Source organism: Pseudomonas sp. Z1-14, assembly GCF_051132005.1.
In the GTDB taxonomy this organism is placed as follows: domain Bacteria; phylum Pseudomonadota; class Gammaproteobacteria; order Pseudomonadales; family Pseudomonadaceae; genus Aquipseudomonas.
In genome coordinates, this window is sequence record NZ_CP071646.1 from 846,802 (window position 1) to 871,642 (window position 24,841).

A 24,841-nucleotide genomic window follows, 5' to 3' on the forward strand; every position below is an offset into this window, starting at 1 on the left:
GGCCCTCATGCTATGGAAAACCTAGTGATGGGAGCGAGGATTGAATTCTTCGCTGAACAATTCATCCTCGGCATCCGGTGCGACCGGGATCTTGTGTTCTTCCGACGCCCAGGCGCCCAGGTCGATCAGCTTGCAGCGATCGGAGCAGAACGGCCGGAATGTGCTTTCCGGGGTCCATTCGACAGGGGCGCCGCAGGTTGGGCAATCAACGGTTGGGGTTTGGCTCATGGTTGGCCTCCACGCAAAGTAAGGTAGAAGTGATGTAGGCGTTCGACCTCGCTGTGCAGCCAGGCGAGGTCGCGGTCGTTGACCACCACATCGTCGGCATGGCTCAGACGGTCCTGGCGACTGGATTGGGCTTTGAGGATCGCCTGGACTTGCTGTTCGCTGGTCTGGTCGCGCTGCAAGGTGCGTTCGATCTGCAATTGTTCCGGAGCGTCGATCACCAGGATCCGCTGGGTCATCGCGTACTGCCCGGATTCGATCAGCAGTGGCGATACCAGAATCGCGTACGGCGATTGCGCCTGGCCCAGGTGATGGACGATTTCTTCAGCGATCAGCGGATGCAGCAATGCCTCCAGCCAGCGGCGTTCCTCGGCATTTTCGAAGATGAGCCTGCGCAGCGCTGCCCGATCGAGCGTACCGTCTGCCTGCAATACACCAGGGCCGAAGTGTTCGCTGATTTTTGCCAGCGCCGGGCGCCCGGGCTCAACGACCCAGCGCGCCGCATGGTCGGCGTCGATGACGTGCACACCCAGGTCGATGAAGTGCTCGGCCGCCGCACTCTTGCCGCTGCCGATGCCACCGGTCAGGCCGAGGATCCAGGGTTTTTTCGCAGAGCTGTTCATTAGAAACCGACTGACTGCCAATAGAAGTCGGTTATTTGACCACCCCAGAGCAAGGCAATCCAGCCGGCAATGGCTAGATAAGGTCCGAACGGGATCTGGGTCGACGTCGGCGCGCCGCGCGTGCGCAGCACAATGACGCCGATAATGGCGCCCACCAGCGACGACAGCAGCAGCGTCAGCGGCAGTATCTGCCAGCCGCCCCAGGCACCGAGCATCGCCAGCAGCTTGAAGTCGCCGTAGCCCATGCCTTCTTTCCCGGTCAGCAGCTTGAAGACCCAGAACACCGACCACAGCGCCAGATAGCCGGCCACCGCCCCCCACAATGCCTGGTTCAGCGAGACGAACAGCCCGAAGCTGTTGACGATCAAGCCCAGCCATAACAATGGCAGCACCAGGGAGTCGGGCAGCAACTGATGCTCGGCGTCGATCAGGCTCATGGACAGCAGGCCCCAGCTCAGCAGCATCGCCATGGCGGCCTGCCAGCCGAAGCCGAAATGCCAGGCAATGAATGCCGACAGGACGCCACAGGCCAGTTCGGTCAGCGGGTAGCGCTTGCCGATGGGCACGGCGCAGCTGGAACAGCGGCCGCGCAACATCAGGTAGCTCAACAGCGGAATATTTTCCCAGGCGCGGATGCGATGGCCACAATGGGGACACTGGGAGTGGGGCAGCATCAGGTTGTAGACCGGACCGGGGGCGTCGGCCTGCAGGCCGAGCAAGTCCTGGGCTTGCAGGCGCCATTCGCGATCGAGCATCTTCGGCAGGCGCCACACCAGCACGTTGAGAAAGCTGCCGATGATCAACCCGAGCAGCAGCGCTGTCAGTACGAAGGCCAGCGGGTAAAGCACGAAAAATTCGCTCAGGGGCATGTCAGATCGCAGAGCCGAGTTGGAAGATGGGCATGTACATGGCAACCACCAGGCCGCCGACGACCACCCCCAGGATCACCATGATGAAGGGTTCCATCAGGCTGGTGAGGTTGTCCACCAGATTATCCACTTCGGCCTCATAAAAACTCGCCACTTTGTCGAGCATGTCATCCAGCGCACCGGACTCTTCGCCAATGGCGGTCATCTGGATCGCCAGGTTCGGAAAAATGCCTGAGGTGCGCATGGAGAAGTTCAACTGCATGCCGGTCGAGACGTCCTGCTTGATCCGCTGCACGGCACGCTTGAATACCACGTTACCGGTGGCGCCCGAGACGGAGTCAAGGGCTTCGACCAGCGGCACGCCGGCGGCGAACGTGGTCGAGAGCGTGCGCGCATAACGCGCCACGGCGGACTTGTACATCAAGGTCCCGACCAAGGGCAGCTTGAGCAGCCACTTGTCTCGCCAGTCACGAAACGCCTGGGAGCGCTTGAGGGCATATTTCACCCCGAAAAATCCGCCCACCACTCCGCCAAGCAGCACCCACCACCAGTCTTGCAGGAACTCCGACAAGCCGATGACCATCAGCGTGAAGGCCGGCAATTTTGCGCCAAATCCGGAAAATACCGACTCGAACTGCGGCACGACCTTGATCAGCAGGATGCTGGTGACCACCGCCGCGACGGCGATCACCGCCGCGGGGTAGGTCATGGCTTTCTTGATCTTGGCCTTCAGGGCTTCGCTCTTTTCCTTGTAGGTCGCGACTCGGTCCAGCAGCGTGTCCAGGGCACCGGCCTGCTCTCCGGCATCGACCAGGTTGCAGTACAACTCGTCGAAATATTGCGGGCATTTGCGCAGCGAGGCGGCGAAGCTGTTGCCCGCGGCGACTTCCTGCTTCACCTCGTCCACCAGCTTGCGCATGTTGGGGTTGTCGAAGCCTTCGCCGATGATGTCGAATGCCTGCAGCAGAGGAACGCCGGCCTTGAGCATCGTCGCCATCTGGCGGGTGAAGAGCGCGATATCCAGCGGCTTGATGCGTTTGCCCTTGCTGAATATCGAGGTGGATTTCTTGCGTACCTTGCCCGGATTGATCCCTTGCTTACGCAGCTGTGCCTTGACCAATGCCGGGCTCTGGCCGGTCAGTTCGCCGGACATTTTTGTGCCTTTGCGGTCCTTGCCTTCCCACGTGTAGACGTCGGTTTTTGCTGCCTTGACCGCCATGCTCAATCCTTGGTGACCCGGTTGATTTCTTCGAGACTGGTGACGCCTTGCATCACCTTGACCAGCCCCGAGGTGCGCAAGTCATTGAAGCCGTCCTTGCGCATTTGCAGGTCGATTTCCAGGGAGTTGCCTTCGGCCATGATCAGCCGCTGCAGCTCCGGCGTGTTCTTGACCACTTCGTAGACCCCCACGCGACCCTTGTAGCCGTTGTTGCACTGTTCGCAACCGACCGGCTCATAGATCGTGAATGAGCCGATGCGTTCCCGCGGGAAGCCCTCCTTGAGCAGGGTTTCCTCGGGAATCTCGATGGCTCTGCGGCAGTGCATGCACAACTTGCGCGCCAGGCGCTGGGCGATGATCAGGTGCACTGCCGTGGCGATGTTGAAACCGGGGATGCCCATGTTCTGTAGCCGGATCAGGGTTTCGGCAGCGCTGTTGGTGTGCAGCGTGGACAGCACCAAGTGCCCGGTCTGGGCCGCCTTGATGGCGATCTCGGCGGTTTCCAGGTCGCGGATCTCGCCGACCATGATCACGTCCGGGTCCTGGCGCAGAAACGAGCGCAGTGCATGGGCGAAATCCAGCCCCTGGCGCGGATTCACGTTGACCTGGTTGATGCCTTCCATGTTGATTTCCACCGGGTCCTCGGCGGTGGAAATATTGATGTCCACGGTGTTGAGGATGTTCAAGCCGGTATACAGCGACACGGTCTTGCCCGAGCCGGTCGGCCCGGTTACCAGAATCAGCCCCTGGGGTTGCTTGAGGGCCGCCATGTACAGGTCTTTCTGTTCCGGTTCGTAGCCCAGGGCGTCGATGCCCATTTGTGCGCTGGAGGGATCGAGGATCCGGATCACCACTTTTTCTCCCCAGAGGGTGGGAAGGGTGTTGACCCGGAAATCGATGGACTTGGTCTTTGACAGGCGCATCTTCAGCCGACCGTCCTGGGGCTTGCGCCGTTCGGAAATGTCCAGGCTCGCCATCACCTTGAGGCGCGCGGCAATGCGGTTGGCCAGTTGGATGGGCGGCTTTGCGACTTCCCGCAGCATACCGTCGGTGCGCACGCGTACCCGATAGGTCTTTTCATAGGGTTCGAAGTGCAGGTCGGAAGAGCCGCCCTTGATCGCATCCAGCAACATCTTGTTGACGAAGCGCACCACCGGCGCATCGTCGCCGTCCTGGCCGGCGATGGCATCCTGCTTGCGGTCGTCGATCGACTCGATGTCGAGGCCGTCGAGGTCGACGTCGGCCATGCCTTCCAGGCCCGTGCTGCTGGACTCGAAGAACTTCTCGATGGCATCGCTGAGCTTGTCGTCCTCCACCAGTATGGCTTCGGTGGTCAGGCCGGTGCTGAACTGTATGTCGTTGATGGCCTGGTGATTGGTCGGATCGGAAATGCCCACGTACAGCTTGTTGCCACGCCGCCACAGGGGCAGGGCGTGATGCTGGCGCACGAGTTTCTCGCTGACCAGGCCAGCGGGCTGGTTGTCCTTGTCGAGGCTGTTGAGGTCCAGCAGGGCGATACCAAAATGCTCCGAGGCGATTTCCGCCACCTGGCGGCTCTGGACGAGTTTGTTCTGCACCAGATAGCTGACCAGGGGCGTGCGATTGCGCTGCGCCTGTTGATAGGCCTGCTGTGCGCTTTGTTCAGTGATCAGTTCGGCCAGCACCAGTTGCTTGGCCAGGCCGCTGAGGGCAATGTCATTCATGGGAATACCAGTGGCGGACTGTTCATGATTTATAGCCTAGTCAAGCATATGCGGCTGACCAGCGAGCAGAGGTGACAAAAAGCGTCAGATAGTGCGGTTGTCGGGGTAGGACGTTGGTCGTTTGCGGCGGGGAAGGCCTTGGGTGGCTGGGCTTTCCAGGGTTGGCATGTGCCCTGCAACGGCCGTTTCAGGTCATGAGATTCCGACTCATGCATGGGAGATGTCTATGAACAAGCAAAAGGGTTTTACGCTGATCGAGCTGCTGATCGTGGTGGCGATCATTGGTATTTTGGCGACGTTTGCGTTGCCGCAATATTCAAAGTATCAGGCGCGGGCGAAGGTGACGGTAGGGCTGGCGGAGGCTTCTTCGTTGAAGGTGCCGGTTGAAGACCTTCTGAATAAAGGTACAACGCCAACCGCTGCCAACACGGGCGTACCGGCATCAAGCAATAATTGCACAATGGCTGTCGCAGGTGATGCTGCTGCCGGGACAGCCACCGTCACTTGCACCATCAAGGAAGCGCCTTCTTCCATTGTTGGTAAAACGATCACTCTCAGTCGTGCCGGGACGGGGGCCTGGACCTGTGCTTCTAATGTTGCTGAAGAGTTCTTGCCAGCGGGCGGTTGTACAGTCGCGGCTGCCCCGTAAATACCTCATTCACCTGAGGCTCAAGTCCGTCACCATGGCGCAAGATTGCTTGCGCCGTCTGGCTTACATAAAGGGCTGCTACGAAGCCCAGCGGGAGCAAGCTCCCTCGCCACGGAAAATCTTGTTAATTCATAACGTTAGCGAACGGCTTAAACCCGCAAGTTGCATGTACCAAAATCCCCGGTCATGCAATTTGCATGATTCTGAAAACAGCCGCTTCGCTTAACTATTTGATTTATAAAAAAATTCCTTTTGTTTCAAAACTGGCACAGCCTTCGCACTACTCCTGACAACCTGCCGCGATGCACTTTCGGCAGTTTCTGAGAAAAACAGGAGTTACTCGTATGAAGAAGTTCGCTATCACTGCCGCTGCTGCCACTGCACTGACCCTGACCATGGCTAACGCATTTGCCGAGACCACTCAAGCGACTCAGGCACCGATGATGCTGGCTGCTGGCGAAGTGACAGAGGCTAAGGAAGACGTTTCCGACACCTGGATCACCACCAAGGTCAAAGCTGACCTGGTCACCGAGAAAGGCATTCCAGGCTCCGACATCAAGGTTGAAACCAACAAGGGCGTTGTGTCCCTGTCTTCTATGACCAAAGTCACTGACGCACAAAAAGACACCGCTGTGGCAATCACCAAGAAAATCAAAGGCGTCAAAGCCGTATCGGCTGACGGCCTGAAAGCCGAGTAAGGCTAGGCTTCTCGCCTGAACGGGAGAAGGCACGGCACGCGGGCTGAGATATACGTATGCCGTTGCTTTGGAGTTCATGCGAAAGGCCACAGGGACGTGGCCATTACAGGCCCCCGGCATTCGTGCCGGGGGCCTGTTCTATTCTGGGGAGGATAACCTGGTGTACGGCCAGGAACCGGGTTGTTCTTTTCGCGAGCAGGCTCGCTCCCACACTGGACCGAGTTTCTTCAGGCAAAAATGCAGTCAAATGTGGGAGCGAGCCTGCTCGCGAAGGCATCGGTACTATCAGTGAGAAATGCCTGTCACAGAGGCACAATCACCGCCCACGCTTGCTGGTGATCTCCACCAGCCGATTCCCCACGAAGCGCAAATATTGGTACATGCCGTTGTTGGGCCCGTAGGTCCATTCCTCCACCGGGTACTCTTCCCGGCGATTGGCGCTGCGTTGGTAGCCCAGGTCATCGCGCGCCGTGGGCTCGCCACATTTCTGCAGCACCTCGCTGGAGCGATCACCGACGCTGATCAATTGGCTGCCGCAGCGCAGGGTCTCGGCGGCTGATGCATGGCCGGTCGCAAGCAGCAGGACCAGGCCGATTCCAGACAGACACTTCATTTTCATTCGGCATCCAGATGCATGGGAGTAATGACGCTACCGTCGCTTTCGGCCTGACCGAGGCTGGCGTCGATGAAGTACACGCGGTCATCGGCCAGCTTGCCCTTGTCCACCAGGAAGTCCTTGATGCTGCTGGCCCGTTCCTGTCCCAGTTCGCGCAACAGCAGATCACTGCCGCTCCAGAACTTGATGACCCCTTCACGGAGTTTTTCGATGCGGGCCTGTTTATCCAGTTGCGTCCATTCGGCCGGTGGTTGAGTCTTCAGGCGAGTGCGATAGATGCCTTCAAGCAGCGGGGCTTTTTCGTCTTCCGGTACTTCCAGCAACGAGGCTTTGGCCGGGACCTTGTCGCCCCTGCGCTGCAGCATTTTGTAGTAGTTGTACTGGTATTCGCGTTCCAGGCGCTGGGCGGCGAGCAGCGGGCCGTCGCTGCTTTCGGCGGCGGTGCCTTCGATCTCCAGCTTCAGCTCTGGCCGTTTGCCCAGGGCTTCGGACAACTTGAGCAGGGCGTTTTCGTTTTCCTTGCTGAGGTCACTGGAGCCCGGTGCGAACGCCACGCTGCCCAGGTCTTCCGAGCCGCCGCCGGCCACCAGCCCGCCGATCAGCTTGAACGGCGCTTGTGCCGCGCGGACCACCAGGTTGCGCAAGGTTTGCCAGACAATCGGCATGACGCTGAACTGCGGGTCGTTGAGGTTGCCGGAAACCGGCAGCTCGATGGAGATCCTGCCCTCGGAATCTTTCAGCAAGGCGACGGCGAGCTTGAGCGGCAGGCTCACGGCGTCCGGGCTGTCGACCTTTTCCCCTAGTTGCAACTGTTCGACCACGACTTTGTTGTCGGCCTGGAGCTGGCCCTTGGTGATCCGGTAATGCAGGTCGAGATTGAGCCGGCCCTTGCGGATGCGATAGCCGGCGAACTTGCCGGAGTACGGCGTCAGGGTAGTCAGCTCGACACGTTTGAAACTGGTGGCGATGTCGAGGCTGGCCATCGGGTCGAAGGGGTTGACCGCGCCCTTGATCGTGACGGGCGCATAGCGGTCGACCTTGCCCTTCACGTCGACGGTGGCGGGCTTGGCCTGGCGGCTGTCGATGGTGCCGATCTCGCCGTTGAGTTGCTGGACGGCCGTGGCGAAGTTCGGCGTCAGGCTGAAGTCGGCGAAATTGGCCGAACCGTCATTGATGGCGATTCCGCCGACATGAATGCCCAGCGGTTTTTCCTTGGCTGCCGGTTTGGTCGCGGTGTTTCTGGCCGGGGCGTCGGCGGGTTGTGGAATCAGCAGGTCGTCGACGTTGGTGGTGCGATCGTCGTTGATCATGAAGCGTGCATAGGGCTGGAACAGATTGACCTTGTCGATCGACAGGCTGTCGCCATGCTGGTAATTCAGGCCCTGGAGTTCCAGGCGCTGCCATTTGAGGAAGTCACGGGTCTTGAGCGTGTCGAGGGTATGCAACTGATCGACCTGGGCGCGGCCGGTCACGGCGAACGCCAGCGGTTCGGTACTTTTCAGGTCTACCGCCAGATCGCTGCCGAGCATCCCGGAGCGTAGCTCCAGGCGGATGAACGGGTTGATGTAGGCCTGGGCGACCCGCAGGTCGATGTCTTGGGTCTTGACGTTGAGCTTCGCGGTAACCGGATTCAGATTGACCTCGCCATCGGCGAGCAGCTTGCCTTGTTTGCCCAGCCCGGTGTCCAGCTTGAGGTTGAAAGGCGAGCCGTTGAGTGTGTCGTAGTTCTGCAGGTCGAGGTTCAGCGGGCCGAGGTCCAGGGCCACGGCCGGCTGCGCCTGGCGGTCGGCCAGATGTACGTGGTAATTGCGCAGTTGCACGTCCTTCAGCATCACCTGCCAAGGCTTGCTCGGTGTTGTCGGCTCAGGCTTGGGCGAGTCGGCGGCTGCCGGGGCCGAGGCCGGTTCGGCCTTGACCTTGGGTTTGGCTGCCTGGCTGGCGAAGAGCTTCTGCCAGTCCAACTGCCCGTCGGCTTCCCGAGCGGCCCAGGTCTCGAGTTTGTGGCTGCGGATCTTGCCCACGATGACCTGCTGCTTGCCCAGGTCCAGCGAGGTTTCGCTGACGTCCAGGCGCTCCAGCCTTGCCAGCGGACGGCCGTCGGGCGCCTTGATGGCGAAGGGCGCGACGCTGACCGACGCGTTATTGAGCAGCAGTTCCGTGCCCTTGGCGAGGTTGAGCTTGTACTCGGTGCTGAGGTTCAGCACGCCGTTTTCCAGAACGAGCGGCACTGCGTCTCGCACGTAGGGCCACCAGGCTTTCATCTGACCCCCGGTCACCTTGAGCGTGCCCTCGGAGGCGATCGGCGCCAGGCTGAAGTTACCGGTCCAGTCGATCTGCCCACCCTCGGGACCGACGGCCACCAGGGTCATGTCGGCGCTGTCGTCGGGCAGGGTGCTGAGGTTCTTCAGCTCGAAGTCGAGGGTGTCATACAGGAACTCGATGGGTTCGCTGGGGCGCAGGTCCTGGAAGTGCACGTAGCCGCTGGCCAGTTTGATCCGCTCGACTCGCAAGGGAAACGGCTTGGCGTCGGGATCCGCCGGAGTCGGTTCGCTGGGCGGCAGCTTGAACAGGCCCAGCAGATTCAGCTGGCCGTCCTTGGCGAACACGATCTCGGTCCTGGGCTTGTCCAGCTCGACGTCGGCCAGGTGCAGGGCGCCGGACCAGAGACTGTCGAGTTGCAGGTTGGCATAGAGCCGTTCGAAACCGACCTGTTCCTTGCCAGGTTCGCCGACCACCAGCCCCCACAAGGTCACTTCAAGGCTGAAAGGATTGAGCTCGATGCGCTGGATCTGGGCCGGCACCGTCGCATGGGCGGCCAGTTGCTGATTGGCGATCCGCAGGGCAATGCCCGGCAGTATCAGAAAACCCAACAGACTGTAGAGGGCCAGTGCGGTCAACAGGGCGCCGAAAGCGCGAATCAATCCTTTGGACATGTGTGGCTTCATCTGGTGTGAATCGGAGTGCCTTGGAGTATGGCATGTGATTACGGTTCCGAAGCCACTGTGTTTTATGAGAATTGTCCGTTTTATTCGTGGGAATTCATGGGGGCTCAGAGCTGGAGGATCAACGTCTTGAGCGGCGGCTGTTGATCCTGCGAGGGAAAATCGCTGCCAGGTGTCAGCACGCTCCACTCGCGAACCGGGCGGCCGGCTTTTTCCGCGCAGCGCAGTACCTGCTCGCGCCAGTCGTCCATGGACACCTTCGCCAGGTTGTTGCAGCAGATCAGCACGCCATTTTCGGCGGTGGTGAGCAGTGCCGGCTTGAGCAGGCTTTGGTAATCGCGCAGCAGGTCGACTGTGCCGAAAGCGCTCTTGGCCCAGGCCGGCGGGTCGAGCAGCACCAGGTCATATTGGCGTTGCTCCAGGCGCACGTAAGCGGGCAGTTTCTGTCCGCGGCGTTGACTGATCGGCAAGCCGGCGAGTTGGCGAATCGCCGGGAAATAATCCGACTGGACGAATTCCATCGTCGGCAGGTCGGGATTGAGCAGGCCGTTCTCGCGGCCCACCGCCAGGTTGCCCTCGGCGAAGTCCAGGTTGCACACCTCGCGCGCTCCGCCCGCCGCGGCGCTCAGGCCGACGCCGCAGGTATAGGCGAACAGGTTCAGCACGCTTTTGTTCCGGCTGTGGTCCTTGACCCAGCCCCGGGCGTTGCGCAGATCGAGAAACAGCAACGGATCCTGCCCGGCGTGACGTCCGCGAACCCGGTAATTCAACCCCCACTCATGGCCAACCAGGTCTTGCAAGGCAGCCTCGTCAGGCTGATAAATGCTGTCCTGGCGGTCGATGCGCGAGTTGCCCCGGGCGCGGTCGTTGTAGACCAGCAGGGTATCCAGGCCCAAGTGTTGATTGACGATGCCGTGCAGTTGCAACAGGGCCTCGCGCTCCAGTGACTGATGAAAACTCTGCACCAGCAGCTGCGGGCCGTAGCGGTCGACCGTCAGGCCGGGAGCGCCTTCCTGGCTGCCGTGGAACAGGCGATAGCAATCGGTGCCCTGCTGATGCAGTTGGCCAAGCAGGTCCTGACGCTGGTCGAGGGCGGCGCGCAGCGCCAGATTCAAGGAAGACATGCCGGGCGCGCCTTAAGGAAATGAGGCGCGGGAGTTTAGCAGTTATGGATACTCGGGTATTGCCTGCAGGTTTGAGTCAGGCAGCGCTTTTGTGGCGAGGGAGCTTGCTCCCGCTGGGGTGCGAAGCGCCCCCTGTTTTCCAAGGGGCTATAGCGATTTTGCGTCTGCTGCGCAGCCTAGCGGGAGCAAGCTCCCTCGCCACGGGTTTTATGTTGTCTCAGCGGTTCAGGCGCGTGTCGATCAGGCCCTCCACCACGCTCGGATCAGCCAGGGTCGAGGTGTCGCCCAGGCTGTCGAGCTCGTTGCAGGCGATCTTGCGCAGGATCCGCCGCATGATCTTCCCCGAGCGGGTCTTCGGCAGGGCCGGCGCCCACTGGATCAGTTCCGGCTTGGCAAAACTGCCGATTTCCTTGCTGACATGGGCCAGCAACTCTTTCTTCAACTCGTCGTTGGCTTCGACCCCGTTCATCGGCGTGACAAAGGCGTAGATGCCCTGGCCCTTCAAGTCATGGGGATAACCCACGACTGCTGCCTCGGCAATGTTGTCGTGCAACACCAGCGCACTCTCTATCTCCGCGGTGCCGATACGGTGGCCCGACACATTGATCACATCGTCGATACGCCCGGTGATCCAATAGTCGCCATCTTCGTCGCGACGGGCGCCGTCGCCGGTGAAGTAGTACCCGGGGTAAGGCTTGAAGTAGGTGTCGACCATTCGTTGGTGGTCGCCGTAGACGCTGCGAATCTGCCCCGGCCAACTGGATTTTATCGCCAGTACGCCGCTGCCCGCGCCGTTGATCTCCTTGCCGACTTCATCCAGCAGCACCGGCTGCACGCCGAACATCGGCCGGGTGGCGCAGCCCGGCTTGAGCCGTGGCGCGCTCACCAGCGGGCTGAGCATGATGCCGCCGGTTTCGGTCTGCCACCAGGTATCGACAATCGGGCAGCGTTGTTCGCCTACGACGTTGAAATACCATTCCCACGCTTCCGGGTTGATCGGCTCACCGACACTTCCAAGCAAGCGCAGGCTCTTGCGCGAAGTGTCCTGCAACGGCCCGGCGCCCTCGCGCATCAGCGCGCGCAGGGCGGTCGGCGCGGTGTAGAAGATGTTGACCTGATGTTTGTCGATCACCTGCCAGAACCGCGAACTGCTCGGATGGCTTGGCACGCCCTCGAAGATCAGCGTGGTGGCGCCGTTCGCCAGTGGCCCGTAGACGATATAGCTATGGCCGGTGACCCAGCCGACATCGGCGGTGCACCAGAACACTTCGTTGTCGCGGTAATCCAGCACGTACTTGAAGGTTATCGCCGCCTGCAATAGATAGCCGCCGGTGGTGTGCAGCACGCCCTTGGGTTTGCCGGTGCTGCCGGAGGTGTAGAGGATGAACAGCGGGTCCTCGGCGTCCATCGGTTCGGGGGGGCAGTCGTCGCTCATGTCGTGCATGGCCTGGTGGTACCAGACGTCGCGCCCTTCGACCCACTCCACCTCGCCCTGGGTGCGCTCCACCACCAGCACGGTGCTGACGTCCGGGCAGCTTTCCAGCGCCTTGTCGACGTTGCGCTTGAGCGGTATGAATCGCCCGCCGCGCACGCCTTCGTCGGCGGTAATGACGGTGCGGCAATCGGCATCGAGAATCCGGTCGCGCAGCGAGTCCGGCGAGAACCCGCCGAACACCACCGAATGCACCGCGCCGATGCGGGTGCAGGCGAGCATAGCGTAGGCCGCTTCCGGGATCATCGGCATGTAGATGCAGACCCGATCGCCTTTTTTCACGCCACGGCTTTTCAGCACGTTGGCCAGGCGGCACACATGATGGTGAAGTTTCTTGTAGGTGATCTGTGCCGATTCGGCGGGATTGTCGCCTTCCCAGATGATCGCGATCTGATCGCCGCGCGTGTCCAGGTGACGGTCGATGCAGTTGGCGCTGACGTTCAGCTTGCCACCGGCGAACCAGCTCGCTTCGCCGCTCTTCAAGTCGTAGCGCTGGACGGTCTGCCAGGGCGTCATCCAGTCAAGAAAACGCGTGGCCTGCTCGGCCCAGAAGGCGCTGGGGTGTTCAATGGATTCTTTATAGAGCCGCTTGTACTCGTCCTGACTCAATTGCGCAGCCCGGCGGACGGCATCGGCGTGGGGGTAGTGGCTGATATCGAACATGACGGTTCCTTATTCTTGTTTTGCGACAAGACATAAAGATGCGCCGAGTAACTGGAGGGTTCAAGTCATGTGCAAAACAACTGTGGGAGTGAGCCTGCTCGCGAAGGCGATGGACCAGTTAACACGGAGGTTGACTGAAACACCGCCTTCGCGAGCAGGCTCGCTCCCACAGGGTTAGCGCAAACTTCGGATCAGCCGCGATGACGTCCGCGGAAGTAGCTGATCAGGCCCTGGGTCGAAGCATCTTCGGCCGGGCTTTCTTCGCTGCCCACCAGGCGGTTGTAGACGCCTTTGCCCAGTTCCTTGCCAAGTTCCACGCCCCATTGGTCGAAGGCATTGATGCCCCAGACCACGCTTTGCACGAATACCTTGTGCTCATACAGCGCAACCAGTGCACCGAGGCGGCGCGGGCTGATGCGTTCGACCACCAGGGTGTTGCTCGGGCGGTTGCCCGGGATCACCTTGTGGGGGGCGAGCTTCTGCACTTCTTCTTCACTGGCGCCTTTATCGCGCAACTCGGCCTCGGCCTCGCTGCGAGTCTTGCCGAGCATCAGCGCCTGGCTCTGGGACAGGCAGTTGGCGTACAGCCATTGATGATGGTCGGCAACCGGGTTGAAGCTGACGATCGGCACGATGAAATCGGCCGGGATCAGTTGGGTGCCCTGGTGCAGCAATTGATGGTAGGCGTGCTGACCGTTGGCGCCGACGCCACCCCAGATCACTGGCCCCGTATCGGTGGATACCGGCGTGCCATCCTGGCGGACGCTCTTGCCGTTGGATTCCATGTCCAGTTGCTGGAGATGCTTGGTGATGTTGCGCAGATAGTGGTCGTACGGCAGGATCGCGTGGCTTTGCGCGCCCCAGAAATTGCCGTACCACACGCCAAGCAGCGCCAGCAGCACCGGCATGTTCTGGTCGAACGGCGCGCTCTGGAAATGCTGGTCCATGGAGTAGGCGCCGGACAGCAGCTCCTTGAAGTTCGACATGCCGATGGCCAAGGCGATCGGCAGACCGATGGCCGACCACAGCGAGTAACGGCCGCCGACCCAGTCCCACATCGGGAAGATGTTTTCTTCACGGATGCCGAAGGCCACCGCGGCGGCGTTGTTGCTCGATACCGCGATGAAGTGGCGATAGAGCTCCGCTTCCGAGCCACCCTGGGCCAGGTACCAGGCACGAGCGGCCTCGGCATTCTTCAGGGTCTCGAGGGTATTGAAGGATTTCGACGAGACAATGAACAACGTGGTCTCGGCGCGCAGCTTCTGGGCCAGCTCGTGGAACTCACTGCCGTCGATGTTCGCCAGGTAGTGACAGCGCACGCCTTTATGCGTGTAGGACAACAGCGCTTCGGACACCAGCTGCGGGCCGAGGAAGGAGCCACCGATGCCGATGTTCACCACGTCGGTGATCGGTTTTTCGGTGTAGCCGCGCCACAGACCATCGTGAATGCGACCGACCAGATCGGTAATCTGGTTCAGCACTTTGTGCACATCGGGCATCACGTTGACGCCATTGACCAGCAATTTGTCGCCGACCGGGCGACGCAGCGCGGTGTGCAGGGCCGGGCGGTTCTCCGAGGCGTTGACGATTTCGCCTTCGAACAGCGCCTCGATCGCGCCCTTGAGGTCGACTTCGTTGGCCAGGTTTACCAACAGGTCGCGGGTCTGGGCGTTGATCAGGTTCTTCGAATAGTCGAGAAACAGGCCGCAGCTCGACAGGGTGAATTGATTGAAACGCTGCGGATCGGCATTGAACGCTTCGCGCATGCTGAAATCCTGCATGGCTTTGCGGTGGTCATTCAGCGCTTGCCAGGCGGGCAGAGCGGTCACGTCGTGAGGAGTTCGGTAATACGCCATCGCTGCGGGTTTCCTTTTACTTTGAACGGCCTTTTTAACACTGAAAAATTCCGGCGCGGCCCGAGAAGGGCGTCCGGACAACTGCGTCGACACGATCGCCAGACGCAGGGCGACTACAGTAAACCTCGCGTTGCGATCTGTCTTGACTTTGTCTGACAGTTTCCCGGTACTTTTTTATACAACAACGGGTGATAGGGTCCGACAGGCGGAGTTGATCAACTGTGGGAGCGAGCTCGCTCACGATAGCTATATGTCAGTCGGCATCTTCTTCGACTGGTCCTCCGCTATCGCGAGCAAGCTCGCTCCCACAGGGGAGAGGGGGCCAAGCGAGTGTCTCGGTCAGGCCACCTGGACCGGAATGGCGTTGCTGGTGTGGCTCAGTTCGTTGCCCGGCGCCATGTAGAGCATGCGCGGCTTGAAGTTGAGCAGTTCGGCTTCGCTGTAATGGGCATAGGCGCAGATGATGACGCGGTCTCCGACCTTGGCCTTGTGCGCCGCAGCGCCGTTGACCGAGATCATCCGCGAGCCTTCTTCGCCACGGATGGCGTAGGTGGTGAAGCGCTCGCCGTTGTCGACGTTGTAGATCTGGATCTGTTCGTATTCGCGGATGCCCGACAGGTCCAGCCACTCACCGTCAATGGCGCAGGAGCCTTCGTAGTCGAGCACGGCGTGAGTGACTTCGGCGCGGTGCAGCTTGGCCTTGAGCATGATGGCGTGCATGAGTGTTTCCTCTGGTCGGGTCCAAACGGCGGGCAGTTTGCCCGAAGGCTTGGGGGGCGGCAATACGCGCGGGATCTGCAAATACAGTCTGTCAGGCGCCCCATACTCCTGTGGGAGCGAGCCTGCTCGCGAAGGCGGAGTATCAGTCGACGCCTGCGCCAACTGACCTGCCATTTTCGCGAGCAGGCTCGCTCCCACAGGGACGCTGAGGTGTTCAGGCGGGCGTGTCGAGTTCCAGGTGCAGGTTGTCGATCAGGCGCGTGGTGCCCAGGAAGGCGGCGACCAGGATCACCAGGTCGCGATCCTCGCTCACAGGTGGGCGCAAGGTCCTGGCGTCACGGATTTCCAGGTAATCGGGACGCAGCCCGGCGGATTCGAGCTGTTTGAGCTGTTCGCCAATCAGCGCCGGGAAGTCCCGTCGCCCCTGCCTGATCGCTTCGGCGATCTGGCTCAGGGCACGGTAGACCACGGGCGCCACGGCGCGCTGCTCGGGGCTGAGAAAACCGTTGCGCGAAGACAGCGCCAGGCCGTCCTCGGCGCGCACGGTCGGCTCGCCGATGATCTGGATCGGCATGTTCAGGTCATGCACCAGCGCGCGGATCACCGCCAGTTGCTGGAAATCCTTCTGGCCGAACACCGCCAGATCCGGCTGGACCATGTTGAAGAGCTTGCTGACCACGGTAGCCACGCCTTCGAAATGCCCCGGACGGCTGGCGCCACACAGGCCTTCGGACAACTGTGGGACGCTGACGCGGGTCTGCCCGGCCATGCCATCGGGATACATCTCCTCCACGCTGGGCGCGAACAGCAGATGGCAGCCGGCCTGGAGCAGTTTCTCCTGGTCGGCCGCGAGGGTGCGCGGATATTTGTCGAGGTCTTCGCCAGCGCCGAATTGCAGCGGATTGACGAAAATACTCGCCACGACAAAATCGGCCCGCTGCGCCGCCTTGGTCACCAGCGCCATGTGCCCGCTGTGCAGGTTGCCCATGGTCGGGACAAAGGCGATGCGTTTGCCTTCGCCCCGGGCACGGGCCACGGCGGCGCGGAGTTCGCGTACGGTCTTGACGGTGTTCATGCGGAAAATCCGTGCTCGGCGCCAGGGAAGGTCGTCGCCTTCACTTCAGTGACATAGGCGGACAAGGCTGCCTGGATAGTGGTTTGCCCGGCCATGAAATTCTTCACGAACTTGGGTACGCGGCCGGTAATCGACAGCCCAAGCATGTCGTGGAGCACCAGTACCTGGCCGTCGGTAGCGTTACCGGCGCCGATGCCGATCACCGGGATTTTTACCGCTTGAGTGATTTCCTGCGCCAGCTCGCTGGGTACGCATTCGAGCAGCAACATGGCGGCACCGGCCTGTTCCAGCGCAATCGCATCGGCACGCATCTGCCGCGCCTGGTTTTCGTTGCGGCCCTGGACCTTGTAGCCACCGAGGATATTCACCGCCTGGGGCGTCAGGCCCAGGTGTGCGCACACCGGGATACCGCGCTCGGCCAGCAGGCGGATCGAGTCGGCCAGCCACAACGCGCCTTCGACCTTGACCATGTGGGCACCGGCCTGCATGAGCATGGCGCTGTTGGTCATGGTTTGTTCGAGGGTGGCGTAGGCCATGAACGGCAGGTCGGCGAGGATCAGCGCGTCGGTGTTACCGCGTTTGACGGCGGCTACATGGTAGGCCATTTCGGCGGTGGTCACCGGCAGCGTGCTGTCGTGCCCTTGCAGCACCATGCCGAGGGAATCGCCCACCAGCAGCACTTCGACACCGGCCTCGTTGCAGGCATGGGCGAAGGTTGCGTCATAGCAGGTCAGCATGGTGATTTTTTCACCTTTCTGCTTGAGACCTTGCAGCGTGGTCAGGGTAATAGCTGGCATGAAAAAGTCCTCATTAGGCGCTCCAATACAGGCGCACCTTCTATGCGTGGTGCTTGTAAGGCCTGGATTACGCCCATTAGCGCCGCGTTGGCGGCGACGGGACGCCTATAGTCGTGAGGAGCAACCGGGAAGTCAATTGGATGTGTTACCGGTGGGTGTTACCGAGGTTACTGATGCGTTTCAGCGTGGAGGCGTGTTTAAAAACTGACTGCCTGGTCCCGGATTTTTTGTGGGAGCGAGCCTGCTCGCGAAGGCGGTGTACCAGTCCGGCAAATGAGGCTGACGCAAAGCTTTCGCGAGCAGGCTCGCTCCCACAGGGGATTGGGGTCAGTTAGCGGGCAAGCGTTCCAGGTCGACGAAGGGGCACGCCGCGAGGAGGTCCTTGAGCAAGCGCCCATCGGCCAGGCGCAGGTCGGCGGGCGCGAGCTCGGCCAGCGGATACAGGACAAAGGCTCGGGCGTGCATATGGTAATGAGGGACTTTGAGGCGCGGCTCGTCGATCAGGTGATCACCGAACAACAGAATATCCAGGTCCAGGGTGCGCGGGCCCCAGCGCTCGAGGCGCTCGCGACCCTGGCCGGTTTCGATGGCCTGTAGTGCATCGAGCAAGTCCAGCGGCGCGAGGTCGCTGTCCAGCGCCGCAACGGCATTGGTATAGCGCGGCTGGCCGGGGAGCAGGGAGTCGCTTTGATAGAACGCTGAAACGCACGCCAATCGTGTCTCGGGCAGTCGCGCCAGCGCCTCGACGGCGCTGCGCAATTGTTCGGCGGGCTCGGCCAGGTTGCTGCCCATGCCGATGTAGATGCGTTCCATCGATCACTCGCCCGAGGCGCTTGGCGCACCGGCACGTTTGCGCTTGGCGCCACTGCTGCGGCGACGTTTGCGCGGGCCGCTGGCGCCGTCATCCTTGCCGCTCAGTTCGCGAATCATGTCGCGGCGCTCGCTGTCGTTGGCGTCCTGGTAATCGGTCCACCATTCGCCCAGGCCATCGGTCTGTTCGCCGGCGCTTTCGCGCAGCAGCAGGAAGTCGTAACCGGCGCGGAAACGCGGGTTGTCCAGCAGCAGATCGGCGCGTTTGCCGCTGCGCCGCGGCAGGCGTTCTTGCATATCCCAGATCTCGCGGATCGGCATCGTGAAGCGTTTTGGAATGGCGATGCGCTGGCATTGCTCTGCGATCAGCTCATGGGCGGCTTCCTGCATCGCCGGAATCGGCGGCATGCCGCGTTCCTGCAAACGCAGGACCCGGGCGGGCAGGGCGGGCCAGAGCAAGGCGGCGAACAGGAACGCCGGGGTCACCGGTTTGTTCTGCTTGATGCGCAGGTCGGTGTTGATCAACGCTTCGCTGATCAAGGTGTGGGTGTAGGTCGGGTTGTATTCCAGCGCCTCGGCACTGGCGGGGAACAGCGGGTCGAACAGCTGAAGGTCGACGAGCATTTCGAAGGTGTCTGCGGCGTGACCCGACAGGAACAACTTGAGCACTTCTTCGAACAGCCGCGCCGACGGGATTTCCCTCAGCATCGGCGCCAGTTCGCGAATCGGCAGGGCGCTGTGCTTTTCAATGCCAAAATCCAGCTTGGCAGCGAAACGCACGGCCCGCAGCATCCGCACCGGGTCTTCCTGGTAACGCTGCCTGGGATCGCCAATCAGGCGGATAAGCCGGTTGCGGATATCGTGAACGCCGTTGGCGTAATCGAGGATGCGTTCGCTGACCGGGTCGTAATACAGCGCGTTGATGGTGAAGTCGCGGCGCTGCGCGTCTTCTTCCAATGTGCCGTAGACGTTATCGCGCAGGATGCGCCCGCTCTCGTTGCGCGAAGACTGGTTGCTGTCTTCTTCTTCGTCGTTTTGCGGGTGGTTGGCGCGGAACGTCGCGACCTCGATGATTTCGCGGCCGAAGTGGATGTGCACCAGCTTGAAGCGCCGCCCGATGATCCGCGCATTGCGGAACTCGGCTCGTATCTGCTCAGGCGTGGCACTGGTGGCGACGTCGAAATCCTTGGGCGTGATATTGAGCAGCATGTCGCGCACGCAACCACCGACCAGGTAAGCCTGGTAGCCGGCGTTCTGCAGGCGTTCGACGATGTTCACCGCGTAACGGCTGAATTGGGCCTTTTGCAACGAATGCTGGCCGCTGTTGAGCACTTCAGGCGTGCTGCGGATGTGTTGCGTACGACGCAAGGGAGAACGGAATGACTGGAACAGCTTCTTCAGCATGGGATGCACTGTTTGAAGGAATATTCGGCCAAAAACGAGGAATGACCGCATGATGGGCGGGGATTCTAGCATTTAGTCGAGGGATGGTGTAGGACACAGGAGTTTTGAGCTGCAAGCTTTAGGCGACGAGCTTGTAGGCTGCGGGGAAGGCGGAATGACAGAAACCACAAGGGGAGCCGAAGCTCCCCCAGAATTAGTTGCGTGCTCTGTTTTTATTATTGGTTTCGGGCTTTTTGTTTTTGTTAAGTGCCCGCGCCACGAGGTTTCCCTTCGTGACCCTCCCAATCGGGAGCCAAGAGCAAACGGATTGCTTTGGTCGCTGTGTTGCAGTGATCAATCGATCCAACCAGTTCAGGCACCTGTCTTGAGACAGTTTTATTGTTCTCGGCCTGGTTGTGGGGCAAGCCCCAAATACAACGCCTCTCCAAAAGAATCAGTTAGCTGCGCCCCTCGCCGTCTTGTTTTTATTGTGCGTGAGTCGATTCGTCTTATTTTTATTGTCTTGTGCATTGCTTGTTATTGTTCTTGTACCAAAGCTATAGCAGGGTGCGTGCCAACTTTTGGCAGGCCCAGAGAAACCGGGGGTTCTATGGTTATAGCGGTTTTTTCGAGGCGAAAAAAAGCCGGGGTTTCGTTACCGTAAACCCCGGCATCTGTTACGTGAAAAAGCTGAGGTAACAGTTTTTTCACATCCTGCGGTGTCACCTGCGTGTTTCAGCTCTCGCTGGCGACGCCCGTCTTGCGTCGTGGGATACCCAGGCGCTGGCGGCGCTCCCACAGGCACTTGCGGCTCACGCCCAGCTTGCGCGCCAGTTCCGTCTCGGTCATGTGGTCCTGGTGCTCCAGGACGAAGTGCTGGAAGTAGTCCTCCAGCGACAGGTCTTCGGTGGGTTCGTGGCTGGTGTTGTTGGCGCCGCCGCCCTGTTGAGGGGCCAGGCCGATGAATTCTTCATCGTCCAGGTCACTCAATTCGATGTCGATCCCCAGCAGGTCGGCGGAAATTTCCGGGCTCTCGCACAGGATCACCGCGCGCTCCACGGCATTTTCCAGCTCACGGACGTTACCCGGCCAGGCGTAATGACGAATGGCTTGTTCGGCGTCGGGGGCAAACTTCAGGTCGGTGCGGTTGACCCGCGCGCTCTGGCGGGCGAGGAAGGCATTGGCAATCTCGTTGACGTCCGCGCCGCGCTCGCGCAGTGGCGGCAGCTTCAGGGCAATTACGTGCAGCCGGTAATACAGGTCTTCACGGAACTGACCGATTTTCGCCAGGCTCTTGAGATCGCGGTGCGTCGCGGCGATCAGGCGCACATCGACCTTTTGCGACTGGACCGAACCGACTCGACGAATCTCGCCTTCCTGGAGGACGCGCAACAGCCGCGCCTGGGCTTCCAGGGGCAGCTCGCCGATTTCGTCAAGAAACAGCGTGCCTCCGTCCGCCGCCTCGACCAGGCCGGCACGCCCTGCGCTGGCGCCGGTGAAGGCGCCTTTCTCATGGCCGAACAGCTCGGACTCGATCAGGCTTTCCGGGATGGCCGCACAGTTCACCGAAATCATTGGCGCCTTGGCTCGGCGGGACAGGTTATGCAGCGCCCTGGCCACAAGCTCCTTGCCGGTGCCGGACTCGCCCTGGATCAGGACGTTGGAATCGGTCGGTGCCACTTTGCGGATCTTGCTGTAGAGGTCCTGCATGGGTGGGCAGGAGCCGATGATGCCGATTTCGCCATTGCTGTTGCTGGCGCCCGCCTTGCCTGGAGCAGCGGTCTTGCCGTTCGTCGGTTCCGAAGGCTGGCTGGTCGCCGTTTGTCGGTCACGCAGGATTCGAGCGACGGCCTGAAGCATTTCGTCGTGGTCGAACGGCTTGGCGATGTAGTCGACCGCACCCATTTTCATGGAGTCGACCGCCGAGCGCAGGCTGGCATAACTGGTCATGATCAGCACAGGCGTGCCCTGGCCGAGCTTGATCAACTCGGTCCCCGGGGCACCAGGCAGGCGCAGGTCACTGACGATCAGGTCAAACGTTGGAATGCTGAAACGCTCTTGTGCTTCCTGCACGGAACCGGCTTCGCTGACCTGGTACTGGTTGCGTTCCAGCAGGCGGCGCAAGGCGGAGCGGATAATTGTTTCGTCTTCGACGATCAAAATGTGCGGCATTGATTCGATTCTCTCGACGGTCTCAGTTCACAGCGGACGTCGCTTCGACATGACGCGGCAAGGTCACCCGGATACGGGTGCCGCGTTGGCTCTGAACATCGGCCGGGCTGTCGATGGTGATTTGTCCATAATGCTCTTCAACGATGGAATAGACCAGTGCGAGGCCCAGACCGGTGCCTTCGCCAGGATCCTTGGTGGTAAAGAAAGGTTCGAACAATCGATCCATGATGTTCTGTGGAATACCGCTGCCTTCGTCTTCGACGATCAGGTCGACCGTGTGTTCAAAGGCTTCGCTCTTGACCCGTACCGCGCTGCCGGCCGGGGAGGCGTCGCGCGCGTTGGAAAGCAGGTTGATCAGCACCTGGGCGAGCCGCTGAGGATCGCCATCGACCCAATGATCGGGGTCGCACAGGTTGAAGAACTGCACTTCGAAATTGCGCCGGTTGAGTGCCAGCAGGCCAATGGCGTCCTGGGCGACTTCGGCCAGGCACACCGGTTCGTCGTTGTGCTGGTGGCCGCCGGCGTGGGCGAAACTCATCAACGACTGGACGATGCGCGACACGCGCTTGGTCTGTTCGAGAATCTGCCCGCTGATTTCCGTCAGCTCGCCGTCGTCCTCGCGTTCTTCGCGCAGGTTCTGCGCCAGGCAGGCAATGCCGGTGATCGGGTTGCCGATTTCGTGGGCCACGCCGGCGGCCAGTCGACCGATGCTGGCCAGGCGCTCGGAGTGGACCAGTTTGTCTTCGAGCATCTGGGTGTCGGTCAGGTCTTCCACCAACAGCACCAGGCCGCTGTTACCCGGCGCCAACGGCTCGTCGATCGCCGCCTTGTGCAGGTTCAACCAACGGGTCTGGCCGTCGAGAGCCAAGTGCTGTTTGTGCAGGTGCTCGTCCGGCAGGTCGATGAAGCCTTGCAGCAAACCTTTCCACGGCTCGCCCAGGGTACTCAGGCGCGAACCGACCACGCGCTGGGCGGCGATGCCGGTCAGCTCTTCCATGGCCTTGTTCCACATGAGGATTTCCTGGTCCTTGGCCAGCGAACAGACGCCCATCGGCAGTTCCTGCAGGGTCTGGCGGTGGTAGCGGCGCAAGGCATCCAGCTCGGCGGCGAGGCCAGTGAGGCGCGAATGGTAGTCCTCGAGGCGGCTTTCGATGAAGTGGATGTCTTCGGTCACGTAGTTTTCGCCGCCTGCCTTATAAGGCAGGAAGGTTTCGACCATGTCCTGGGCCACGCTGGGGCCCATCAGGCCGGACAGGTTGGCTTCGATCCGGTCGCGCAAGCGACGCAACGCGTACGGGCGACGCTCATCGAACGGCAGGTATAGATCGCGCAGGGCCTGTTCGACTTCCTTTTGTGCGGCCTTGGCGCCCAGCGGCTTGGCCAGTTGCGTGGCGAATTCCTGGGGCGAGGCGGCGTGCAGTTCGCGGCGTTGCGGGCGACGCACGTTATCCACAGCGCAGGCTTCGGCGGCGCTGGCTTCTTCACTGCTGGCGTTGGTGAACAGCGAAATCAGGGTGAACATCAGCACGTTCGCCGCCAGCGAGGCGATGGCTGCCATGTGCCAGCTGGTGTCGTCGAGCACGTAGATCATGTTCAGGAGCGGGATGTAGAACCCCTGCAGGTTGCCCAGCAGCGGCAACAGCATGGCGACCAGCCAGACCAGGATCCCGGCCATCAGGCCGGCGATAAAGCCGCGGCGGTTGGCGGTTGGCCAATACAGGACCGACAGCACGCCGGGCAGGAACTGCAGGGTGGCGACGAACGCGACGATGCCCAGGTTGGCCAGGTCCTGCCCGTCGCCCAGCATCAGGTAGAAACCATAACCGGCCATGATGATCGCAACGATCAGCGCGCGGCGGGTCCATTTCAACCAGCGGTAGATATTTCCTTCCGCCGGCGGCTGGTAGAGCGGCAGCACCAGATGATTGAGGGCCATGCCCGACAACGCCAAAGTGGTGACGATGATCAGGCCGCTGGCCGCCGACAGCCCGCCGATATAGGCCAGCAATGCCAGGGCCTTGCTGTTGGCGGCAATGCCGATGCCGAGGGTGAAGTATTCCGGATTGGTGCTGGCGCCGAGTTTCAGACCTGCCCACAGAATCAGTGGCACCGCCAGGCTCATCAACAGCAGGAACAGTGGCAGGCCCCAGCTCGCGCTGACCAGTGAGCGCGGGTTGAGGTTTTCGGTGAAGGTCATGTGGTACATGTGCGGCATCACGATTGCCGAGGCGAAGAACACCAGCAATAGCGTGCGCCACGGGCCTTCCTGCAAAGGCGTATGCAGGGCGGCGAGGGCGGTCTGGTTCTGTAACAGCCAAAGCTCGAGCTGTTGCGGGCCATCGAACACGCCGTACAGCGCGTAGAGGCCGACGCCACCGATGGCGATCAGCTTGATCACCGATTCAAAGGCAATGGCGAATACCAGGCCTTCGTGTTTTTCCCGGGTGGCGATGTGCCGGGAGCCGAAAAAAATCGTGAACAGAATGATCAGCGCGCAGAAGCTCAGCGCTACTCGATGTTGCACCGGTTCGCGGGTCAGGATGCTGATGGAATCGGCCACGGCCTGGATTTGCAGGGCCAGCAGCGGTAACACGCCGACCAGCATGAAGATCGTGGTCAGCGCGCCGGCCCAGGTGCTGCGAAAGCGGAAGGCGAACAGGTCGGCCAGCGATGACAGTTGGTAGGTACGGGTGATCTTCAGGATTGGATAAAGCAACACCGGCGCCAGCAGGAAGGCCCCGGACACCCCGAGGTAGCTGGACAGGAAACCATAGCCATACTGATAGGCCAGCCCGACCGTGCCATAAAACGCCCATGCGCTGGCGTAGACCCCCAGCGACAAGGTATAGGTCAGCGGGTGGCGGATGATCGCCCGGGGGATCATGCCTCGTTCGCTGATCCAGGCCACGCCGAACAGCACCGCCAGGTAGGCGGCGCTGATCAGGATCATCTGGGTCAGGCTAAAGCTCATCGGCATCTTTTTGGCTCTGCAGGATGAAGGTCACGACGATCAGGATCAGCCAGAGCAGATACGGCCGATACCAGGCACCCGTGGCATCGATCCACCAATCCATGATGGCCGGGGAGAACAGGTAGATCCCGACTACCAAAAGCAGGACCAAGCGATAGATGTACATCCCGGCCTCTCTTTGTTTATGCGCGTGCCCGAAAACGTGCGGCGATGGTAACGGATAGGCGGCAGGCT

Annotated in this window: 20 protein-coding genes; 2 read left to right on the forward strand and 18 right to left on the reverse strand. The window is 61.1% G+C overall.

Annotated elements, in window-relative coordinates:
• Positions 1-21: 21 nt before the first annotated feature.
• The 5 genes from yacG to pilB are packed head-to-tail and all read right to left on the reverse strand — an operon-like array spanning position 22 to position 4,639.
• A complete protein-coding gene (gene yacG / locus J3P89_RS04010) occupies positions 22-228 on the reverse strand; it encodes a DNA gyrase inhibitor YacG (RefSeq protein WP_434696772.1) in 207 nt (68 codons plus the stop codon).
• Positions 225-848, reverse strand: coding sequence for a dephospho-CoA kinase (coaE, locus tag J3P89_RS04015; protein WP_434696773.1), 624 nt, complete (start codon positions 846-848; stop codon positions 225-227). Before coaE ends, yacG begins: the two co-directional genes overlap by 4 nt.
• Entirely contained in the window at positions 848-1,717 is an 870-nt protein-coding gene (locus tag J3P89_RS04020) for a prepilin peptidase (RefSeq protein ID WP_434696774.1), read from the reverse strand. Before J3P89_RS04020 ends, coaE begins: the two co-directional genes overlap by 1 nt.
• A 1-nt stretch (position 1,718) precedes the next feature.
• Positions 1,719-2,936 carry a type II secretion system F family protein gene (locus tag J3P89_RS04025; RefSeq protein WP_434655612.1) on the reverse strand — a complete coding sequence of 406 codons (1,218 nt, stop codon included), beginning with the start codon at positions 2,934-2,936 and terminating at the stop codon, positions 1,719-1,721.
• 2 nt (positions 2,937-2,938) lie between these two features.
• Complete coding sequence (pilB, locus tag J3P89_RS04030; protein WP_434628213.1) at positions 2,939-4,639, reverse strand: type IV-A pilus assembly ATPase PilB; 1,701 nt, start codon at positions 4,637-4,639, stop codon at positions 2,939-2,941.
• Positions 4,640-4,865: 226 nt separating this feature from the next.
• Between pilB and J3P89_RS04035 the strand changes: the two genes are divergently transcribed.
• Positions 4,866-5,288, forward strand: a complete 423-nt coding sequence (locus J3P89_RS04035) for a pilin (protein WP_434628216.1) — start codon at positions 4,866-4,868, stop codon at positions 5,286-5,288.
• Between the two features lie 344 nt (positions 5,289-5,632).
• Positions 5,633-5,986 (forward strand): BON domain-containing protein, encoded by a 354-nt coding sequence (locus J3P89_RS04040; RefSeq protein WP_434628219.1) that lies wholly within the window; start codon positions 5,633-5,635, stop codon positions 5,984-5,986.
• Positions 5,987-6,302: 316 nt separating this feature from the next.
• Here J3P89_RS04040 and J3P89_RS04045 read toward each other — a convergent pair whose 3' ends face one another.
• From J3P89_RS04045 to J3P89_RS04105, 13 genes are all read right to left on the reverse strand, one after another.
• Complete coding sequence (locus tag J3P89_RS04045; RefSeq protein ID WP_434697947.1) at positions 6,303-6,599, reverse strand: DUF2845 domain-containing protein; 297 nt, start codon at positions 6,597-6,599, stop codon at positions 6,303-6,305.
• A 2-nt stretch (positions 6,600-6,601) separates the two neighbouring features.
• On the reverse strand, positions 6,602-9,535 hold the full coding sequence (locus J3P89_RS04050) for a DUF748 domain-containing protein (protein WP_434696775.1): 2,934 nt from the start codon (positions 9,533-9,535) through the stop codon (positions 6,602-6,604).
• Positions 9,536-9,651: 116 nt separating this feature from the next.
• Positions 9,652-10,668: a class I SAM-dependent rRNA methyltransferase gene (locus J3P89_RS04055; RefSeq protein ID WP_434601860.1), complete on the reverse strand. Its 1,017-nt coding sequence runs from the start codon at positions 10,666-10,668 to the stop codon at positions 9,652-9,654.
• 217 nt (positions 10,669-10,885) lie between these two features.
• Positions 10,886-12,823, reverse strand: coding sequence for an acetate--CoA ligase (acs, locus tag J3P89_RS04060; protein ID WP_434696776.1), 1,938 nt, complete (start codon positions 12,821-12,823; stop codon positions 10,886-10,888).
• A gap of 191 nt (positions 12,824-13,014) precedes the next feature.
• Positions 13,015-14,679, reverse strand: a complete 1,665-nt coding sequence (gene pgi / locus J3P89_RS04065; protein ID WP_305498770.1) for a glucose-6-phosphate isomerase — start codon at positions 14,677-14,679, stop codon at positions 13,015-13,017.
• 339 nt (positions 14,680-15,018) lie between these two features.
• Entirely contained in the window at positions 15,019-15,399 is a 381-nt protein-coding gene (gene panD / locus J3P89_RS04070; protein WP_003228271.1) for an aspartate 1-decarboxylase, read from the reverse strand.
• Positions 15,400-15,613: 214 nt separating this feature from the next.
• Complete coding sequence (gene panC / locus J3P89_RS04075) at positions 15,614-16,474, reverse strand: pantoate--beta-alanine ligase (protein ID WP_434696777.1); 861 nt, start codon at positions 16,472-16,474, stop codon at positions 15,614-15,616.
• On the reverse strand, positions 16,471-17,271 hold the full coding sequence (gene panB, locus J3P89_RS04080) for a 3-methyl-2-oxobutanoate hydroxymethyltransferase (protein ID WP_434628235.1): 801 nt from the start codon (positions 17,269-17,271) through the stop codon (positions 16,471-16,473). The genes panC and panB overlap by 4 nt, the downstream gene beginning before the upstream one ends.
• Before the next feature lie 327 nt (positions 17,272-17,598).
• Positions 17,599-18,084, reverse strand: a complete 486-nt coding sequence (gene folK / locus J3P89_RS04085) for a 2-amino-4-hydroxy-6-hydroxymethyldihydropteridine diphosphokinase (RefSeq protein ID WP_434696778.1) — start codon at positions 18,082-18,084, stop codon at positions 17,599-17,601.
• 3 nt (positions 18,085-18,087) lie between these two features.
• Entirely contained in the window at positions 18,088-19,485 is a 1,398-nt protein-coding gene (locus J3P89_RS04090; RefSeq protein ID WP_434601856.1) for a polynucleotide adenylyltransferase PcnB, read from the reverse strand.
• A gap of 714 nt (positions 19,486-20,199) precedes the next feature.
• Entirely contained in the window at positions 20,200-21,636 is a 1,437-nt protein-coding gene (locus J3P89_RS04095) for a sigma-54-dependent transcriptional regulator (protein WP_434655631.1), read from the reverse strand.
• A 22-nt stretch (positions 21,637-21,658) separates the two neighbouring features.
• Positions 21,659-24,613, reverse strand: coding sequence for a sensor histidine kinase (locus J3P89_RS04100; protein ID WP_434628244.1), 2,955 nt, complete (start codon positions 24,611-24,613; stop codon positions 21,659-21,661).
• Complete coding sequence (locus tag J3P89_RS04105; RefSeq protein WP_003176118.1) at positions 24,597-24,773, reverse strand: hypothetical protein; 177 nt, start codon at positions 24,771-24,773, stop codon at positions 24,597-24,599. Before J3P89_RS04105 ends, J3P89_RS04100 begins: the two co-directional genes overlap by 17 nt.
• Positions 24,774-24,841 lie beyond the last annotated feature (68 nt).

Bases quoted from the DNA above. Each gene is read 5' to 3' on its own strand.
- pgi (WP_305498770.1), bottom strand. From the start codon at position 14,679: ATGGCGTATTACCGAACTCCTCACGACGTGACCGCTCTGCCCGCCTGG.
- coaE (WP_434696773.1), bottom strand. From the start codon at position 848: ATGAACAGCTCTGCGAAAAAACCCTGGATCCTCGGCCTGACCGGTGGC.
- J3P89_RS04050 (WP_434696775.1), bottom strand. From the start codon at position 9,535: ATGTCCAAAGGATTGATTCGCGCTTTCGGCGCCCTGTTGACCGCACTG.
- J3P89_RS04090 (WP_434601856.1), bottom strand. From the start codon at position 19,485: ATGCTGAAGAAGCTGTTCCAGTCATTCCGTTCTCCCTTGCGTCGTACG.
- J3P89_RS04105 (WP_003176118.1), bottom strand. From the start codon at position 24,773: ATGTACATCTATCGCTTGGTCCTGCTTTTGGTAGTCGGGATCTACCTG.
- J3P89_RS04055 (WP_434601860.1), bottom strand. From the start codon at position 10,668: ATGTCTTCCTTGAATCTGGCGCTGCGCGCCGCCCTCGACCAGCGTCAG.
- panB (WP_434628235.1), bottom strand. From the start codon at position 17,271: ATGCCAGCTATTACCCTGACCACGCTGCAAGGTCTCAAGCAGAAAGGT.
- J3P89_RS04100 (WP_434628244.1), bottom strand. From the start codon at position 24,613: ATGCCGATGAGCTTTAGCCTGACCCAGATGATCCTGATCAGCGCCGCC.
- J3P89_RS04095 (WP_434655631.1), bottom strand. From the start codon at position 21,636: ATGCCGCACATTTTGATCGTCGAAGACGAAACAATTATCCGCTCCGCC.
- J3P89_RS04035 (WP_434628216.1), top strand. From the start codon at position 4,866: ATGAACAAGCAAAAGGGTTTTACGCTGATCGAGCTGCTGATCGTGGTG.
- J3P89_RS04020 (WP_434696774.1), bottom strand. From the start codon at position 1,717: ATGCCCCTGAGCGAATTTTTCGTGCTTTACCCGCTGGCCTTCGTACTG.
- pilB (WP_434628213.1), bottom strand. From the start codon at position 4,639: ATGAATGACATTGCCCTCAGCGGCCTGGCCAAGCAACTGGTGCTGGCC.
- acs (WP_434696776.1), bottom strand. From the start codon at position 12,823: ATGTTCGATATCAGCCACTACCCCCACGCCGATGCCGTCCGCCGGGCT.
- folK (WP_434696778.1), bottom strand. From the start codon at position 18,084: ATGGAACGCATCTACATCGGCATGGGCAGCAACCTGGCCGAGCCCGCC.
- J3P89_RS04040 (WP_434628219.1), top strand. From the start codon at position 5,633: ATGAAGAAGTTCGCTATCACTGCCGCTGCTGCCACTGCACTGACCCTG.
- J3P89_RS04045 (WP_434697947.1), bottom strand. From the start codon at position 6,599: ATGAAGTGTCTGTCTGGAATCGGCCTGGTCCTGCTGCTTGCGACCGGC.
- J3P89_RS04025 (WP_434655612.1), bottom strand. From the start codon at position 2,936: ATGGCGGTCAAGGCAGCAAAAACCGACGTCTACACGTGGGAAGGCAAG.
- panC (WP_434696777.1), bottom strand. From the start codon at position 16,474: ATGAACACCGTCAAGACCGTACGCGAACTCCGCGCCGCCGTGGCCCGT.
- panD (WP_003228271.1), bottom strand. From the start codon at position 15,399: ATGCACGCCATCATGCTCAAGGCCAAGCTGCACCGCGCCGAAGTCACT.
- yacG (WP_434696772.1), bottom strand. From the start codon at position 228: ATGAGCCAAACCCCAACCGTTGATTGCCCAACCTGCGGCGCCCCTGTC.